Consider the following 14354-nt stretch of genomic DNA (forward strand, 5'->3'; position numbering starts at 1 on the left):
CTTTTGCGCGCCCGTTTTTGTTGGACTTGCCCCCGAGGGGTAAGGCAGGATATGAGCAGCGAAAGATTACGTTGAAAGGACAGTATGATGCGTCGAGTCGTCGTCACCGGTCTTGGTTTGGTTACACCTTTGGCCTCTGGGGTTGAAGAAAGCTGGGAAAGAATTCTGGATGGTCAATCCGGAGCTGGTCCAATCACGCGGTTTGATGCCTCAAACGTGGCCACCAAATACGCCTGCGAGGTCCCTGTGGGGGATGGCAGTGATGGTACGTTCAATGCCGATGAATATATGCTGCCAAAAGAACGTCGTAAGGTGGATGATTTCATTCTTTACGGTATGGCGGCAGCACAGCAGGCGGTCGAAGACGCTGGTTGGGCGCCCGAAGACGAAGAAAGCCTGTTGCGTACGGGTGTGATGATCGGGTCTGGCATTGGTGGCCTACGTTCGATTGAGGAAACAACGTTGATCATCCGCGACAAAGGTGTGCGTCGGGTGTCGCCGTTCTTTATTCCGGGCGCTCTGATCAATTTGATTTCTGGCCAGGTTGGCATTCGTTATGGTTTCAAGGGTCCAAACCACTCAGTTGTGACCGCCTGTTCCACAGGCGCACACGCAATTGGTGATGCGGCTCGCCTGATCCAATTTGGTGACGCGGATGTTATGGTGGCCGGTGGAGCTGAAGCAGCGATTTGTGAGATCGGTATTGCCGGTTTCAACGCTTGCAAGGCACTGTCAACCAAACGCGAAGATGACCCACAGGCGGCGAGCCGCCCCTATGATGATGACCGCGATGGCTTTGTTATGGGCGAAGGCGCAGGGATCGTCGTTCTGGAAGAACTGGAGCACGCAAAAGCCCGTGGCGCAAAGATTTATGCCGAAATCCTGGGTTATGGTCTGTCGGGTGACGCGTATCACATCACAGCCCCAGCGGAGGATGGTGATGGCGGGTTCCGTGCGATGCAGGCGGCATTGACACGGGCCGGGCTTGAGGCCGCAGATGTGGATTACATCAATGCGCACGGCACCAGTACGATGGCAGATACAATTGAACTGCGCGCTGTTGAGCGTTTGCTGGGCGAGAGCGCTAGCAAAACGACGATGAGTTCGACCAAGTCATCGACCGGGCACCTGTTGGGTGCTGCTGGTGCGATCGAGGCGATTTTTTCGATCCTAGCGATCCGTGATCAGGTTGCACCACCAACCATTAATCTGGACAATCCTGCGGTTGAGACGCCTTTGGATTTGGCGCCAAATGCGAAGCGTGAGCGTGAGATCAATATTGCGATGTCCAATAGCTTTGGCTTTGGTGGTACAAACGCCAGCCTCTGTGTCGGGAAATTGCGCTGATGTGGCGACATATTGCCTCTAACGCTTTGACATGTTTGATTGTTTTGATCTTCCTGATGGCCGGAGCGATCTTGTGGGGACAAAAGCAGTATTCTGTTGAAGGCCCATTGGATGATCAAATGTGTCTGCGGGTAGAGCGTGGGCAAACTATGCGGCGCGTGTCCGAGAATCTGGAGGAGCAGGGCGCTATATCCAGCGGAATGATTTTCCGGTTGGGATCAGAGTACACCGATAAAAGTGGCGCACTGAAAGCGGGCAGCTGGTTAATCCCGGATGGGGCCAGCATGAGTGAAATCGTTGATCTGGTCACCAAAGGTGGGGCCAGTACTTGTGGTACCGAAGTTGTCTACCGTATCGGTGTGACATCGCTGGAAACATTAGTTCGCGAGCTGGATACCGAGACCGAAAAGTACGTTGAGGTCGCTGCATTCGATCCTGCAGAGGGGGAAGCCCCGGCAGAGTATACAGCCGTGCGTGACCAGTCGGATACGCGGTACCGGATTGCCGTTGCCGAAGGCGTGACAAGCTGGCAGGTTGTTCAGGGGCTCAAAGCCGCTGACGTTCTTAAAGGTGATGTTGCTGAGGTTCCCGGTGAAGGATGGTTGGCACCGGATAGCTATGAGGTGCGTAAAGGCGATAGCCGCACTGAAGTTTTGGACAAAATGAAGCAATCTCAAGAGGATATCCTTGCGCAAGCATGGGAAAACCGGGCGGAGGGTATTCCGTTGGAGACTGCTGAACAGGCGTTAATACTGGCGTCGATCATTGAGAAAGAAACTGGGATCGCAGAAGAACGGCGGCAGGTGTCCAGTGTGTTTACCAACCGGTTGAAGCGCGGTATGCGTTTGCAGACGGATCCGACGGTTATCTATGGGATCACTGAAGGGAAATCCGTGTTAGGTCGTGGCTTGCGACAAAGCGAGCTTCGCAAGGGAACACCTTATAATACTTATGTTATTGAAGGTTTAACCCCAACGCCGATTGCCAATCCGGGCCGTGCCAGCATCGAAGCGGCAGTTAACCCTGACAGCACTGAATACATCTTCTTTGTGGCTGATGGAACCGGTGGGCACGCTTTTGCCAAGACCTTGGATGAGCATAACGCCAACGTGGCGGAATGGCGCAAGATCGAAGCCGAGCGTAATAATCAATAAACAGGTATTGCGTACAACCTGTACGCAATACCCCCCTAAAATGTACACAAATTCCCGACTTCTGGATGGTTAGCGTTGTTTGCGCAAAACCATCAAACCCGCGCCGACGATTAATGCCATTCCGAATAGCGATAGAGCGTTCGGCAGGAGCGCGAAAAAGAAGTAGTCCCAAATCATGACAAAGATCAGGTAGGTGTATTCAAATGTTGCGACCTTTGAGGGGGGCGCGGCCTGATATGCGCCTGCAAGCAACATATAGATTACAAGCGAGACACAGGCGAGGAAGAACAGGATCTGCCATTCGGTTATTCCAAGAGATCCCCAGTTTCCAAAAATGTATGGGTAGGAGTGGATGAGAGTATCTGGTGGGGTGGTGAATTTGATTATCAAACTTCCGAGCCCACCAGCCGCCATCATGACGAGATTGAGAGAGAGGGCGACCGCTGAAAGAGGGACGTCATGGCATTTCACGCGCGTGGTGATGTGGGCCATTGCGTAGAAGGCGGCACCAATCAGGGGCAGAACCGCCCAGAAGGAAAATGCGTCGGTGCCGGGTTGCAGTAATAAGATAACCCCGAGAAAGCCGATGAACACTGCAAGCCAGCCGCGTGGGCCAACAGGTTCAGCAATTACATAGGCAGAGAGCAGCGTCACGAAGATGGGCGCGACATAGTTTGCGGCCCCAACGGTTGAGAGATTAAGGAAGGGCAGGGCTGCGTAAAAGGCCAGAAAGGTCGACGTCAGACAAAGTGATCGTATGAGGACCCATTTTTCCAATGCGAGGCGCAAAAGGACCCGATGTAGGCCCTGCATCCGTGCCAAGGCAAAGAGCAAAGGCAACATCAGCATCCCGCGTAGGAAGAAGATCTGCCAAAGGGTCAGCTGCGTGCTGAACAATTTGATCGCCACGTCTTGCAGAGAAATGGTGAAGGCTGCCGCGATAACGAGGATAACCCCGCGGCTTAGATTTTGCGGGCGAGACGATGTATCTGTAAAGCTCACGGCATAGACCTGTGTGTGATTGTCGTATTTGCCCATGTTATTTGAGGAATAATATTTGAATAGACATTGAATTTGAAACCTATTCATTAGTAAAATTAAACAATGGAACGTGCACCAATTCAGGGTATCGAAGTCTTTCTGACGATTGTTCAGGAAGGATCTTTGCGTGCTGCAGCGCGGGCGCTTGGCGTTGGGCCGCCGGCTGTGAGCCTGCAACTCAAGGCATTGGAGGAGAAGCTGGCTGTTGGCCTTATTATACGGACAACGCGCAGTATTGAGCTGACCGAAGCGGGACGGACATTGTTTGAAGCTGCTGCGCCTGCCTATCGTGATATGGCCTATGCGGTGAAAAAGACCAAGGAACTGGGGAACTCAACCACCGGAACGCTGCGTCTTAGCCTGTCGCGGGGGGCTTATATGACAGCGCTTGCTCCAGTGATGGAGCGATTTCTGGAGGAGAATCCGGGGATCAAGCTGGACCTGTCTTGGAATGAAGAACTTGTGGATATCAACCGGGCTGGGTTTCACGCAGGTATTCGGCTGGGGGAAGCTTTGGCGCCTGACATGATCGCAGTGCGGATCACGCCGCCGCTGGAGGTGGTGTTCTTTGCCGCGCCGTCCTATCTGGAAAGACATGGTTGTCCGTCTCACCCACGGGATCTGCTGGAGCATCAGTGTATTCGCTACAAATTGCCGACGGCTAACAAGTTGGCAGAATGGCAGTTTGTGGAAGAGGGGCAGGAGAAGGTGATCGACCCGCCAGCGCGGATCATATTTGATCAGGTTGCAGGTGTGATTCAGGCGGCAAGCGAAGGTCATGGGATTGGATTTTCGTTACGGGCGACGATGGAGGATCATCTGGAGGCGGGGCGTTTGCAAACGATCCTTGATCCTTTTTCCCGGAAATTGCCGCCGTTTTATTTGTACTATCCTGAGCAAAATAAACGCTTGGAGTGTGTGCGGCTATTGGCTGATTGTATCGTGTCTTATCGAGGTGAGATAACAAAAAAGTGATGTTTTTAAAGGGAAAAGTGATGTGATTTACATTATGCATCGTAAAGGGGTTGGGTAAAAAAAGAGCCGATATATGTATTAGAATTTCCCCTATCTGAATGAAGTTGTGAGTTTTTTTCGGATTTGATGTAAGAAAATACTGTTGTTTATATCGAGTTTATACATATTGTGGTTGTGCGAATAGCTTTTGCCGGATTCGTGTTCGAATATGGCGAGTATTCAATTTTTAGAACCTGAGAATTCCATGGGGAGAAACATGAAAAAATTCTATCATACATGTGCTGCGCTCGCTGTCTTGGCGTCGCCTGCATTCGCCGGTGCAGCTGATGTGCTGCCATCAAGTGAAGATGATATCGTGATGTACCGGACGGCGGGTCCTTGGGCCGTTCATCAAAACAACACCAGCAAGACTTGCCTGATTTCGCAAAAGGGCGAAAACGGTGGTTTGGTGCAGATGGGCCTGACGGCAACGGGTGACTATGGCTATCTTGGCGTGTTTGCGCAGGGCGCCGAAGTTGAAGAGGGCCTGAAGGAAGTTGCCGTTCTGGTAAATGACAATGTCTATCTCGGCCAATCTGAGGCCGTCTCGCATGGTCTGGAAGACGGTTACAAAGGTGGCTATATTCTGACCGACAATCCAAATTTTGTGAAAGATTTGGAAAAAGAAGGTGAATTGGTTGCCTTCCCGGATACGCCGTTCATCTACACCATCAATCTTGATGGCGCGAAAAACGCGATCTACGAAGCGCGCAAGTGCACTGACGAGTTGCAAGGCAGCTAAGTCGCCCTGACCCGTTTTGGATTTTAAACAAGGCCCCCTTTGTGGGGCCTTGTTTCGTTTGGGCGTGCGGTGCTGCCAGCCCTTGTTAACCTTTGCTCTTCATCTTGATGCCTGCACTGGACAGAACGCGGCGAGGCGTTCGCAACAAGAGGGGTGTCACAACAGATGAGGCAGAGCATTTATGACATTAATCACCCCCGATACGGGGCCTTCGGGCCTGACCACCTCGATCAATGCGCTCGAGCGACAGCTGGCGGATATGCGCGAAGAACTCGAGGCCAGATACGAGCGGATCAGGGCGGGCGATCTGGACGAATTGAAAGAGGCGGGGCGGGCGATTGCGGAAATCAGGCAATGGCTGAAGATTGCAATCGAAGCGGAGGCGCAACTTGAAAAACGCAACAAACGAGACAAGGGCATTGTTTACGACTACGCGCTCGACTTTGGCGAAGCCCGGGCTTCGATCTGCTGCAGATTGGATCGTCTCAGAAGGGCCAGATGTCCAAGACGACTTCCTAAATGATCTGAACGAGGGCGAGCTGCTGGCGTTGCCCTATTTGTTCGAATTCTGGGCGCTGGAGCACCAGCTGCCCCCAGAGGGTGACTGGCATGCCTGGGTGATCATGGGCGGGCGCGGCGCGGGGAAAACCCGCGCCGGGGCTGAATGGGTGCGGTCGCAAGTTGAGGGCGCACGGCCTTTGGATGAAGGGCGCTGTAAGATGATCGCATTGGTTGGGGAAACCATTGAACAAGCGCGCGAGGTGATGGTCTTTGGCGAAAGCGGGATCATGGCCTGTTCGCCCCCGGACAGGCGCCCCGAGTGGCAGGCGACACGCAAGCAGCTGATCTGGCCCAACGGGGCAGTGGCCAAGGTGTTTTCGGCGCATGATCCGGAATCCTTGCGCGGACCGCAGTTTGACGGCGCTTGGGTGGATGAGCTGGCCAAGTGGAAGAAGGCGCGTGCAACTTGGGATATGTTGCAGTTTGGACTGCGACTGGGGGAGCATCCGCAGGTTTGCGTGACGACAACGCCGCGCAATGTTGGCGTTTTGAAGGATTTATTGGCGCAGGAGAGCACTGTGGTGACGCAGGCGCCGACCGAGGCTAACTCTGCGTTTTTGGCACAGTCGTTTCTGGATGAGGTGCGGGCGCGGTATGCGGGCACGCGGCTGGGGCGGCAGGAGCTGGACGGCGTGCTGATTGACGAGGCCGAGGATGCGCTGTGGACAACGGGAATGCTGGAGGCGCTGCAGGTTGAGGTTGCACCGGAACTGGACCGGATCATTGTGGCGGTGGACCCCCCGGTGACTGGTAAGCGTACATCAGATGCTTGTGGCATTGTGGTGGCGGGGGCGGTGACGCAGGGCCCGGTGCAGGATTGGCGGGCCTATGTGTTGGCCGATTGCACGATAGAGGCGGCAAGCCCGACACGGTGGGCCAAAGCGGCCATTCGAACGATGGAGCAATATGGCGCTTCGCGATTGGTGGCGGAGGTCAACCAAGGTGGTGATCTGGTGGAGCAGGTGATCCGGCAGATTGACCCGCTGGTGCCGGTCAAAGCGGTACATGCCAGCCGAGGCAAGGTGGCACGAGCAGAGCCGGTGGCCGCGCTTTATGAGCAAGACCGGGTGCTTCACCTGCGGGGGCTAGGCGATCTGGAGGACCAGATGAGCCAGATGACCGCGCAAGGGTATGAGGGCAAAGGCAGCCCGGATCGGGTGGATGCGCTGGTGTGGGCGCTGACCGAGCTGATGATCACCCCCGCAGCGAAATGGCGAGAGCCGAAAGTGCGGGCGGTTTAGACTGCAATAGATACCAGTGATTAAATAAGCCGTTTTGCATTGCAAGACGGCTTATTTGCATTGACGGGCAGGGCCAGACCGCGGGTGGGCGTCGTAAGGGGGTCACATCTTGGTTTATGCCTCAACCCGCATCTGACCTATCTAAAATGATTGACGTGGCAAAAGAGCCCGTCCATGGGGCGGTCGGGCTCTGCCCGGCGCGCTGCGCGTGCTGTTCCGGGCATTTTGATAATTGAAAATTCCGTTACTTTTTCGATCTATCGAACTTTTCGTAGGCTTGCTCTATCGGAGCCAATTGAATGTTTTCATCAAGCTCAAGCCAATCTGCCATTACAAAAATCATTCCACTTAGGCCGTCTGACTTTCTCACAACGAGCGTAGCACCACCACCATACACTTCGTTTGGTTGTTCGATGTTACGGTATGAACAAAGATAGTAGTCTCTCCATAATCTCGCACCCTCAATGTAAGCTTCGAAGTCCTGCGAGTTGTTTTCTCTTAGGACGCGGTTCGCTAGATCAACGGCTTCTTCCAAGTTAACGGGATGTTTTCCCGTTGCAAGATAGGTCGGGAAAAGAAGAGTTTTTACTTTACACATTTGGGTTTCGAAAACTCATTTTCCTACTAAGACTAAGCAATGAGTACAATCAATAGCTTAAGGTCGCAAACTCGTTTCTCAAAAAAGGTCACTTTGTGCTGCGGCGACAGATGAGGCGTTTCGCAGTGAGCCTTGTGTCGGAGGTGCAGCGCACGCCTTGATAAATCTTTCGTAAAGCTTTGGCGGTTTGATGGGGTCAACGCGGGATGAACAGCATCCCATGTGAGGCAGCCAGAGGAGCTTTGGACAGATGATTTTGGATTTCTTCCGGCAGGGGCAAGAGCAGGTTGCGCCAGAGCAGAAGGCCAGCGCCACGGGCCGGGTGGTGGCCTGGGGCAATTCGGGCCGGGTGGCGTGGAGTCCGCGCGATACCGCCAGTCTGATGCGCACGGGGTTTGCAGGCAATCCGATTGGGTTTCGCTGTGTGAAACTGTTGGCCGAGGCGGCGGCGAGCCTGCCGCTGGTGCTGCAGGATGACACGGCGCGTTATAGCAGCCATCCGGTGCTGGATCTGGTCAAGCGACCCAATATGGCACAGGGACGGGCAGAATTGTTTGAGGCGCTATATGGGCAGTTGTTGCTGAGCGGGAATGCCTATCTGGAGGCCGTGGGTGGCGGCGAGGGGCAAAGCCCGCTGGAGCTGCATGTGCTGCGATCCGACCGGATGAGTGTGGTGCCGGGGGCGGATGGTTGGCCGGTGGCCTATGAATACGCCGTAGGTGGGCGCAAGCATCGGTTTGAGGCGCAAGACGGTCCAGCGACGATCTGCCATCTAAAGAACTTTCACCCGCAGGACGATCATTATGGTCTGTCGCCTTTGCAAGCGGCAGCGCAGGCGCTGGACGTGCACAACAGTGCCAGCCGCTGGTCTAAGGCATTGTTGGACAATGCGGCGCGGCCCAGTGGGGCGATCGTTTATAAAGGTGCCGAGGGGCAGGGAAGTCTGAGCAATGATCAGTATGACCGGTTGGTCAGCGAGATGGAAACACACCATCAGGGTGCACGCAATGCCGGACGACCGATGTTGTTGGAAGGTGGGCTTGATTGGAAGCCGATGGGGTTCAGCCCCTCGGATATGGAGTTCCAGAAGACCAAGGAAAGTGCCGCGCGCGAGATTGCGCTGGCCTTTGGGTTGCCGCCAATGCTGCTGGGGATACCAGGTGATGCGACCTATGCGAACTACCAAGAGGCAAACCGGGCGTTTTACCGCCTGACGGTGTTGCCGTTGGCGACGCGTGTTGTGGCCGGGGTCAGTGAATGGCTGAAAGGGTTCACTGAGGAAGCAGTAGAGCTGCGCCCGGATTTGGATCAGGTGCCTGCGCTGGCGGTGGAACGCGATGCGCAATGGGAGCGGGTGACGGATGCGGATTTCCTGACCGCAGCGGAAAAGCGTGAAATGTTGGGGTTGCCAGCCTTGAATGGAGAGTCTGCGGATGGTTGAGGGCACGCGATACGGGTTTGAAGCCTTTGATTGTGCGCCTGCGCTTCGGTTGGAAGCGCATGAACGGGTGGCCAAGTTGCAGCATGAAGCGTTGGCACAGCGATTGGACAAGATCGAGGTCGCGTTAGAGCGATTGGAAAAGCGTTTGTGGTTGGCGGTGTACGGCGTGGTGGGGGCGATTTTGGCACAGGCGTTTCAGCCGTTGATCACGGTGCTGCCATGAAGAGCGGTGGGCAGAACTGGCCACCCTACCGGATGGGATGTGAAAGGATGACGGAAATGACGATGGATTGGGGGTTAGAGCGAAAGTTCTGCCAAATGGAAGCCACCTTGAGTGTCACTGATGGCATGCAGGTTGAAGGTTATGCCAGCCTGTTTGGTGATCGGGACCGGGGTGGTGACGTGGTGCAACCCGGGGCTTACGCGGGATCTCTGGCGAGACTAAGTGCTGAGGGGCGGCAGGTTAAGATGCTGTGGCAACACGATCCGGCCCAACCGATTGGGGTCTGGGACGAGGTACGTGAAGACGCCAAAGGTCTCTATGTTAAGGGGCGGTTGCTGGACAGTGTGGAAAAGGCGCGGGAGGCGGCAGCATTGATTGCAGCTAAGGCGATTGATGGGCTGAGCATCGGCTATCGCACCGTTAAGGCGATGAAGAACGATAAGGGTGCACGGCTCTTACAGGAACTGGAGCTATGGGAGGTGTCACTGGTGACCTTTCCGATGCTGCCCAGTGCGCGGGTGATGGCCAAGGGGGATGATCCCCAGTTGGAGCAAGCCTTGCGAGAATTGGCGGCGGGGTTTGAGGCTGCGCGCCAGGAGATGGCGCAGCAATAGCGCCGGGATAACTGATCAGAACAGGAACAGAGATGAGCAAGACCGAGGTGATTTCTCGGACCGGGGAAGATGTGTCTCCGGTGGCCGAGGTGAAAGCCGCAATTGAAGGTTTCACAAACGATTTCAGTGGCTTTCGGGCCGATATTATGACGCGACTTCAACAGCAGGAAAAAAAGATGACACGAATGGAACGCAAATCAATGGCGCAGATGCGCCCCGTATTGTCCTGTGCCGCAGAGGGTGATGCCCCGCATGAAAAGGCATTTGATGCTTATCTGCGCACGGGTGATGATGATGCGCTGCGTGGGCTTGAGCTGGAGGGCAAAGCGCTGAACACGGCTGTAGCGGGCGATGGTGGGTATCTGGTTGATCCTCAGACCTCGGAGGTCATTCGCTCTGTGTTGGCATCAACGGCATCTATTCGGGCGATTTCCAATGTGGTGCAGGTCGAGGCGACATCTTATGACGTGCTGATTGACCATACTGATGTGGGCCATGGCTGGGCGACTGAAACGGGGTCTGTCACGGAAGGCGCGACACCGACGATTGACCGGATTGCTATCCCTCTGCACGAGTTGAGCGCCCTCCCAAAGGCAAGCCAGCGTTTGTTGGATGACAGTGCTTTTGACATTGAATCTTGGTTGGCGGGGCGCATTGCCGACAAGTTTGCCCGGGCTGAGGCTGGGGCGTTTATTGCCGGGGATGGCGTGGATAAGCCCAAGGGAATGCTGAACCACCCAACTGTCGACAATGACAGCTGGACCTGGGGCAATCTGGGCTATGTACCAACCGGTGCTGTGGGCGATTTCAATGGATCAGATGCGATTGTCGATCTGGTCTATGCCCTAGGGGCGCAATACCGGGCCAATGGCACCTTTGTGATGAACTCCAAAACAGCGGGGGCTGTACGCAAACTCAAAGATGCAGATGGACGGTTCTTGTGGTCGGATGGTCTGGCGGCAGGCGAGCCTGCGCGCCTGATGGGGTATCCGGTGCTGATTGCCGAGGACATGCCTGATATGGCCGCTGATGCCATGGCGATGGCCTTTGGTGATTTCAGTGCAGGCTACACCGTTGCCGAACGCCCTGATCTGCGGGTGTTGCGTGATCCGTTCAGCGCGAAGCCGCATGTGCTGTTTTATGCCACCAAACGTGTTGGCGGGGACGTAAGCGACTTCGCCGCAATCAAGTTGTTGAAATTCGCTACCTCGTAAGAGGCGGTGAACGGGGTGGGATCGGCTGATCCCACCCTGGGGCGCGCGGGCCGGATAGGCGTTGTCCAGCTGCTCCTCTCCGACAGAGCAACGCTGGTACCGCGCGTCTGAACGCAAGAGGAGCCGTAATATGTGGAGCACATCCATGATGTTGATCGAAGAAACTGCGGTATCCCAGGCCGCGCTGCCATTGGCGGAATTCAAGGCGCATTTGCGATTGGGGACTGGGTTTGATGACGGAACGCTGCAGGATCCGGTCTTGGAGAGTTTTCTGCGGGCGGCGCTGGCGGCGATAGAAGCACGCACAGGTAAGGCGCTGATTACGAGGGTTTTTTCCTGGACAGTGACGCGGTGGCGTGACCCGGCGGGTCAGGCATTGCCGATTGCACCGGTGAGTACAGTTACATCGTTGGTTCTGCGAAATCAGACCGCCGAGGAAGAAGTGATTGATCCTGCGCACTACCGGCTGGAGATGGATATGCAACGTCCAATCCTGAGGCCTGCGGGCACAATGCTGCCGCTGGTTCCAGACGGGAGCGTGGCAGAGGTGAAGTTTGCGGCAGGGTACGGCCCCGCATGGGGTGATTTACCTGCAGATCTGGCACAGGCCGTGCTGTTGTTGGCAGCGCATTACTATGAGTACCGCGACGAGACTGCTTTGGGGGGTGGTTGCATGCCCTTTGGGGTGACCAGCCTGATCGAGCGTTATCGCACCGTTCGGCTGTTTGCCGGGGGGACGTCGCAATGAAGCGGGTGCATTTGAGTCGTAAACTGGTGCTGGAAGCCCCCGAAAGGGCGCCAGATAGTGCTGGTGGTTATGTTGAGAGTTGGGTGGCCATTGGCACGCTTTGGGCAGAAATCACAGCCCGCTCTGGGCGAGAGGCAGCTGGTGCGGCAACCAACCTGAGCCAAAGTGGTTATCGCATCGTGGTGCGGGCCGCTCCGGTTGGTACGACAGCCAGACCGTTGGCAGGGCAGAGATTGCGCGACGGTGATCGTGTGTTTGCAATTGAAGCCGTGAACGAGCGTGACGTGCATGGTCGGTTTCTAACCTGCTATGCGCAAGAGGAGGTCGCGTTATGAGTTATGCAGTAGCCGCAGCCTTACAAGAGGCGGTCTATAGCCACCTGAGTGCAGATACGGCGCTGACCGCCTTGGTTGGCGACGCGATATATGACGAGGTGCCTGTTGGGGAGCTACCAGAGACTTATGTCGCGTTGGGCCCGGAAGAGGTCCGCGGACGATGTGACAGCACCGGTGTGGGCGCTTGGCACCGGATCACCGTATCGGTGATTACCCAAGCGCCGGGGTTTCATCAGGCTAAGGCCGTGGCCAGCGCGGTGAGTGACAGGCTGAGTCACGCTGATTTTAGCCTGAGCCGTGGATACCTGACTGGGATGCATTTTTGGCGCGCGCGTGCGCGGCGCACAGATGGGGGTTCATTACGACGGATAGATCTGACTTTTCGGGTGCGCGTCGATGATACGGGCTGATGCAGTGGCTTGTTTTCCCCGAACTGATTTCAACGAATGGAGACGATAAATGGCAGTGCAGAATGGTAAGGACCTTTTGGTCAAGATTGACCTGACGGGGGATGGCAATTTTCAGACCGTAGCTGGTTTGCGGGCCACGCGGGTGAGCTTCAATGCGGAAAGCGTGGATGTTACCAACCTTGAAAGCCAAGGTGGCTGGCGGGAACTGCTGACAGGGGCTGGGGTGAAGTCCGCTGCAATCAGTGGGTCAGGTGTATTTCGTGACGGGGCCAGTGACGAGCGGGCACGGCAGGTCTTTTTTGACGGGGATACGCCGGATTTTCAGGTGGTAATCCCGGACTTTGGCATCATTGAAGGTCCGTTTCAGGTCACCGCAATTGAGTACAGCGGCACGCATGATGGTGAGGCGACTTATGAGTTGTCATTGGCCTCGGCTGGCCGGCTGAACTTTACGGCAATCTGAATATGGCAGAGGCAGGCGGCAACCCTTGGGCTGGTGAAGTGGCACTGGTGATCGATGGGCAACGCCATGTGCTGAAGCTTACGTTAGGGGCTTTGGCTGAGTTGGAGGCGGGGCTGGAAAGCGACACTTTGGTGGCTTTGGTCGAGAGATTTGAACAGGGGAAGTTTTCTACTCGCGATGTGCTGATGCTGATTGTGGCCGGTCTACGTGGTGGTGGTTGGCAGGGGCGCGCGAAGGATTTGTTAGCAGCCGAAATTGAAGGCGGGCCAATGATGGCCACAAAGGCGGCCGCTGGGTTGTTGGTGCGGGCCTTTGCTTTGCCGGAGGGGGGCTGATGGCCGGGTTTGACTGGCCTGTGCTGATGCAGGCGGGTTTGCGGGGTTTGAGGCTGAGCCCTGCGGAGTTTTGGGCGCTCACGCCAGCAGAACTGCAGCTGATGCTGGGGGCTGGTGATGGGGCTGCACCATTACGCAGGGCCGGATTGGATGCACTGTTGCAGCGCTATCCGGATAGGGAGGAAATCAAAGATGATTGATGGTGAGAGTGTGGATGATCTGGAGATGCAGGCGGCTGAGCTGGAAGACAGTCTGGGAGGTGCCGCGGCGATGGCTGGGGTGTTCAATACAGAAATGACACGGGTCAAAACCGCTTTTGCTGATGTTGGTCAAGATGTTCAGGGATTGGAACGCGGCATCAGCAAGGGGCTTAGCAGCGCAATTCGGGGGGCGGTGGTGAATGGCGACAGCCTGTCCATGTCCCTAGAGAAGGTCGGCAATGCCATGATTAACAATGCGTTTAATTCAGCTGTGCGGCCAGTGACAAATCATGTCGGTGGCCTGATCTCAGAGGGCATTGGCGGATTAGTTGGTAATCTGCTGCCTTTTGCAAATGGCGGCAGTTTTTCGCAGGGGCGGGTGCGCCCGTTTGCGGATGGGGGCGTGGTTAGTGGGCCGATGCATTTTCCGATGCGTGGGGGGGAAACCGGGCTTATGGGCGAAGCTGGACCAGAGGCGATTATGCCACTTAGCCGGGGTTCTGATGGCAAACTGGGGGTGCGCAGTGCCGGGGGTGGTGCGCCAGTGAATGTCACGATGAACATCAACACGCCAGATGCGGATAGCTTTCGCCGCTCTAAGGGGCAGATAGCAGCCCAGTTGGGCCGGGCCATTGGGCGCGGCAACCGCAATCGCTGAGTAGGAAGGGAACGG

Annotated in this window: 19 protein-coding genes; 17 read left to right on the forward strand and 2 right to left on the reverse strand. The window is 55.8% G+C overall.

The window, feature by feature from the left end; all coding sequences use genetic code 11:
- Nucleotides 1–87 precede the first annotated feature (87 nt).
- Nucleotides 88–1347, forward strand: coding sequence for a beta-ketoacyl-ACP synthase II (fabF, locus tag D9A02_RS10650; protein ID WP_120502484.1), 1260 nt, complete (start codon nucleotides 88–90; stop codon nucleotides 1345–1347).
- The gene (gene mltG, locus D9A02_RS10655; protein WP_120500948.1) at nucleotides 1347–2501 is read left to right on the forward strand and encodes an endolytic transglycosylase MltG; all 1155 of its coding nucleotides are present in this window, start codon (nucleotides 1347–1349) and stop codon (nucleotides 2499–2501) included. The genes fabF and mltG overlap by 1 nt, the downstream gene beginning before the upstream one ends.
- 69 nt (nucleotides 2502–2570) lie before the next feature.
- On the opposite strand, the gene D9A02_RS10660 is transcribed toward mltG, so the two are convergent.
- Nucleotides 2571–3503 carry a DMT family transporter gene (locus D9A02_RS10660; protein WP_162933034.1) on the reverse strand — a complete coding sequence of 311 codons (933 nt, stop codon included), beginning with the start codon at nucleotides 3501–3503 and terminating at the stop codon, nucleotides 2571–2573.
- 102 nt (nucleotides 3504–3605) lie between these two features.
- Here D9A02_RS10660 and D9A02_RS10665 point away from each other — a divergent pair, with 102 nt between their 5' ends.
- From D9A02_RS10665 to D9A02_RS10680, 4 genes are all read left to right on the forward strand, one after another.
- Nucleotides 3606–4517, forward strand: a complete 912-nt coding sequence (locus D9A02_RS10665; protein ID WP_120500950.1) for a LysR family transcriptional regulator — start codon at nucleotides 3606–3608, stop codon at nucleotides 4515–4517.
- Between the two features lie 256 nt (nucleotides 4518–4773).
- A complete protein-coding gene (locus D9A02_RS10670; RefSeq protein WP_120500951.1) occupies nucleotides 4774–5298 on the forward strand; it encodes a hypothetical protein in 525 nt (174 codons plus the stop codon).
- A 181-nt stretch (nucleotides 5299–5479) separates the two neighbouring features.
- Nucleotides 5480–5821, forward strand: a complete 342-nt coding sequence (locus D9A02_RS10675) for a hypothetical protein (RefSeq protein WP_120500952.1) — start codon at nucleotides 5480–5482, stop codon at nucleotides 5819–5821.
- 19 nt (nucleotides 5822–5840) lie between these two features.
- Complete coding sequence (locus tag D9A02_RS10680) at nucleotides 5841–7100, forward strand: DNA-packaging protein (RefSeq protein WP_254054686.1); 1260 nt, start codon at nucleotides 5841–5843, stop codon at nucleotides 7098–7100.
- Between the two features lie 244 nt (nucleotides 7101–7344).
- Here D9A02_RS10680 and D9A02_RS10685 read toward each other — a convergent pair whose 3' ends face one another.
- Entirely contained in the window at nucleotides 7345–7698 is a 354-nt protein-coding gene (locus D9A02_RS10685) for a hypothetical protein (protein ID WP_120500954.1), read from the reverse strand.
- 250 nt (nucleotides 7699–7948) lie between these two features.
- Between D9A02_RS10685 and D9A02_RS10690 the strand changes: the two genes are divergently transcribed.
- The 11 genes from D9A02_RS10690 to D9A02_RS10740 all read left to right on the forward strand — a co-directional run bounded on the left by D9A02_RS10690 (nucleotide 7949) and on the right by D9A02_RS10740 (nucleotide 14339).
- A complete protein-coding gene (locus D9A02_RS10690) occupies nucleotides 7949–9139 on the forward strand; it encodes a phage portal protein (protein ID WP_120500955.1) in 1191 nt (396 codons plus the stop codon).
- Nucleotides 9132–9362 (forward strand): hypothetical protein, encoded by a 231-nt coding sequence (locus D9A02_RS10695; protein ID WP_120500956.1) that lies wholly within the window; start codon nucleotides 9132–9134, stop codon nucleotides 9360–9362. Before D9A02_RS10690 ends, D9A02_RS10695 begins: the two co-directional genes overlap by 8 nt.
- 56 nt (nucleotides 9363–9418) lie before the next feature.
- A complete protein-coding gene (locus D9A02_RS10700; RefSeq protein WP_120502485.1) occupies nucleotides 9419–9976 on the forward strand; it encodes an HK97 family phage prohead protease in 558 nt (185 codons plus the stop codon).
- 32 nt (nucleotides 9977–10008) lie between these two features.
- On the forward strand, nucleotides 10009–11190 hold the full coding sequence (locus D9A02_RS10705) for a phage major capsid protein (protein WP_120500957.1): 1182 nt from the start codon (nucleotides 10009–10011) through the stop codon (nucleotides 11188–11190).
- A gap of 145 nt (nucleotides 11191–11335) precedes the next feature.
- Entirely contained in the window at nucleotides 11336–11938 is a 603-nt protein-coding gene (locus D9A02_RS10710; protein WP_120500958.1) for a head-tail connector protein, read from the forward strand.
- Nucleotides 11935–12273 (forward strand): head-tail adaptor protein, encoded by a 339-nt coding sequence (locus D9A02_RS10715; RefSeq protein ID WP_120500959.1) that lies wholly within the window; start codon nucleotides 11935–11937, stop codon nucleotides 12271–12273. Before D9A02_RS10710 ends, D9A02_RS10715 begins: the two co-directional genes overlap by 4 nt.
- A complete protein-coding gene (locus D9A02_RS10720) occupies nucleotides 12270–12683 on the forward strand; it encodes a DUF3168 domain-containing protein (RefSeq protein WP_120500960.1) in 414 nt (137 codons plus the stop codon). Before D9A02_RS10715 ends, D9A02_RS10720 begins: the two co-directional genes overlap by 4 nt.
- A gap of 49 nt (nucleotides 12684–12732) precedes the next feature.
- Complete coding sequence (locus D9A02_RS10725) at nucleotides 12733–13146, forward strand: phage major tail protein, TP901-1 family (protein ID WP_120500961.1); 414 nt, start codon at nucleotides 12733–12735, stop codon at nucleotides 13144–13146.
- 2 nt (nucleotides 13147–13148) lie between these two features.
- Nucleotides 13149–13481, forward strand: coding sequence for a gene transfer agent family protein (locus D9A02_RS10730; RefSeq protein ID WP_120500962.1), 333 nt, complete (start codon nucleotides 13149–13151; stop codon nucleotides 13479–13481).
- On the forward strand, nucleotides 13481–13681 hold the full coding sequence (locus D9A02_RS10735; RefSeq protein ID WP_120500963.1) for a rcc01693 family protein: 201 nt from the start codon (nucleotides 13481–13483) through the stop codon (nucleotides 13679–13681). The genes D9A02_RS10730 and D9A02_RS10735 overlap by 1 nt, the downstream gene beginning before the upstream one ends.
- Nucleotides 13674–14339, forward strand: a complete 666-nt coding sequence (locus tag D9A02_RS10740; protein ID WP_120500964.1) for a phage tail tape measure protein — start codon at nucleotides 13674–13676, stop codon at nucleotides 14337–14339. The genes D9A02_RS10735 and D9A02_RS10740 overlap by 8 nt, the downstream gene beginning before the upstream one ends.
- Nucleotides 14340–14354: the final 15 nt, after the last annotated feature.

It is taken from the genome of Roseovarius sp. EL26 (assembly GCF_900327775.1).
In the GTDB taxonomy this organism is placed as follows: domain Bacteria; phylum Pseudomonadota; class Alphaproteobacteria; order Rhodobacterales; family Rhodobacteraceae; genus Roseovarius.

What these genes read in the sequence shown, in the direction of transcription:
- D9A02_RS10685 (WP_120500954.1), bottom strand. Translation starts at nt 7,698, where the DNA reads ATGTGTAAAGTAAAAACTCTTCTTTTCCCGACCTATCTTGCAACGGGA.
- D9A02_RS10675 (WP_120500952.1), top strand. Translation starts at nt 5,480, where the DNA reads ATGACATTAATCACCCCCGATACGGGGCCTTCGGGCCTGACCACCTCG.
- D9A02_RS10730 (WP_120500962.1), top strand. Translation starts at nt 13,149, where the DNA reads ATGGCAGAGGCAGGCGGCAACCCTTGGGCTGGTGAAGTGGCACTGGTG.
- fabF (WP_120502484.1), top strand. Translation starts at nt 88, where the DNA reads ATGCGTCGAGTCGTCGTCACCGGTCTTGGTTTGGTTACACCTTTGGCC.
- D9A02_RS10715 (WP_120500959.1), top strand. Translation starts at nt 11,935, where the DNA reads ATGAAGCGGGTGCATTTGAGTCGTAAACTGGTGCTGGAAGCCCCCGAA.
- D9A02_RS10705 (WP_120500957.1), top strand. Translation starts at nt 10,009, where the DNA reads ATGAGCAAGACCGAGGTGATTTCTCGGACCGGGGAAGATGTGTCTCCG.
- D9A02_RS10710 (WP_120500958.1), top strand. Translation starts at nt 11,336, where the DNA reads ATGATGTTGATCGAAGAAACTGCGGTATCCCAGGCCGCGCTGCCATTG.
- D9A02_RS10670 (WP_120500951.1), top strand. Translation starts at nt 4,774, where the DNA reads ATGAAAAAATTCTATCATACATGTGCTGCGCTCGCTGTCTTGGCGTCG.
- D9A02_RS10740 (WP_120500964.1), top strand. Translation starts at nt 13,674, where the DNA reads ATGATTGATGGTGAGAGTGTGGATGATCTGGAGATGCAGGCGGCTGAG.
- D9A02_RS10695 (WP_120500956.1), top strand. Translation starts at nt 9,132, where the DNA reads ATGGTTGAGGGCACGCGATACGGGTTTGAAGCCTTTGATTGTGCGCCT.
- D9A02_RS10725 (WP_120500961.1), top strand. Translation starts at nt 12,733, where the DNA reads ATGGCAGTGCAGAATGGTAAGGACCTTTTGGTCAAGATTGACCTGACG.
- D9A02_RS10690 (WP_120500955.1), top strand. Translation starts at nt 7,949, where the DNA reads ATGATTTTGGATTTCTTCCGGCAGGGGCAAGAGCAGGTTGCGCCAGAG.
- mltG (WP_120500948.1), top strand. Translation starts at nt 1,347, where the DNA reads ATGTGGCGACATATTGCCTCTAACGCTTTGACATGTTTGATTGTTTTG.
- D9A02_RS10700 (WP_120502485.1), top strand. Translation starts at nt 9,419, where the DNA reads ATGACGATGGATTGGGGGTTAGAGCGAAAGTTCTGCCAAATGGAAGCC.
- D9A02_RS10735 (WP_120500963.1), top strand. Translation starts at nt 13,481, where the DNA reads ATGGCCGGGTTTGACTGGCCTGTGCTGATGCAGGCGGGTTTGCGGGGT.
- D9A02_RS10665 (WP_120500950.1), top strand. Translation starts at nt 3,606, where the DNA reads ATGGAACGTGCACCAATTCAGGGTATCGAAGTCTTTCTGACGATTGTT.
- D9A02_RS10720 (WP_120500960.1), top strand. Translation starts at nt 12,270, where the DNA reads ATGAGTTATGCAGTAGCCGCAGCCTTACAAGAGGCGGTCTATAGCCAC.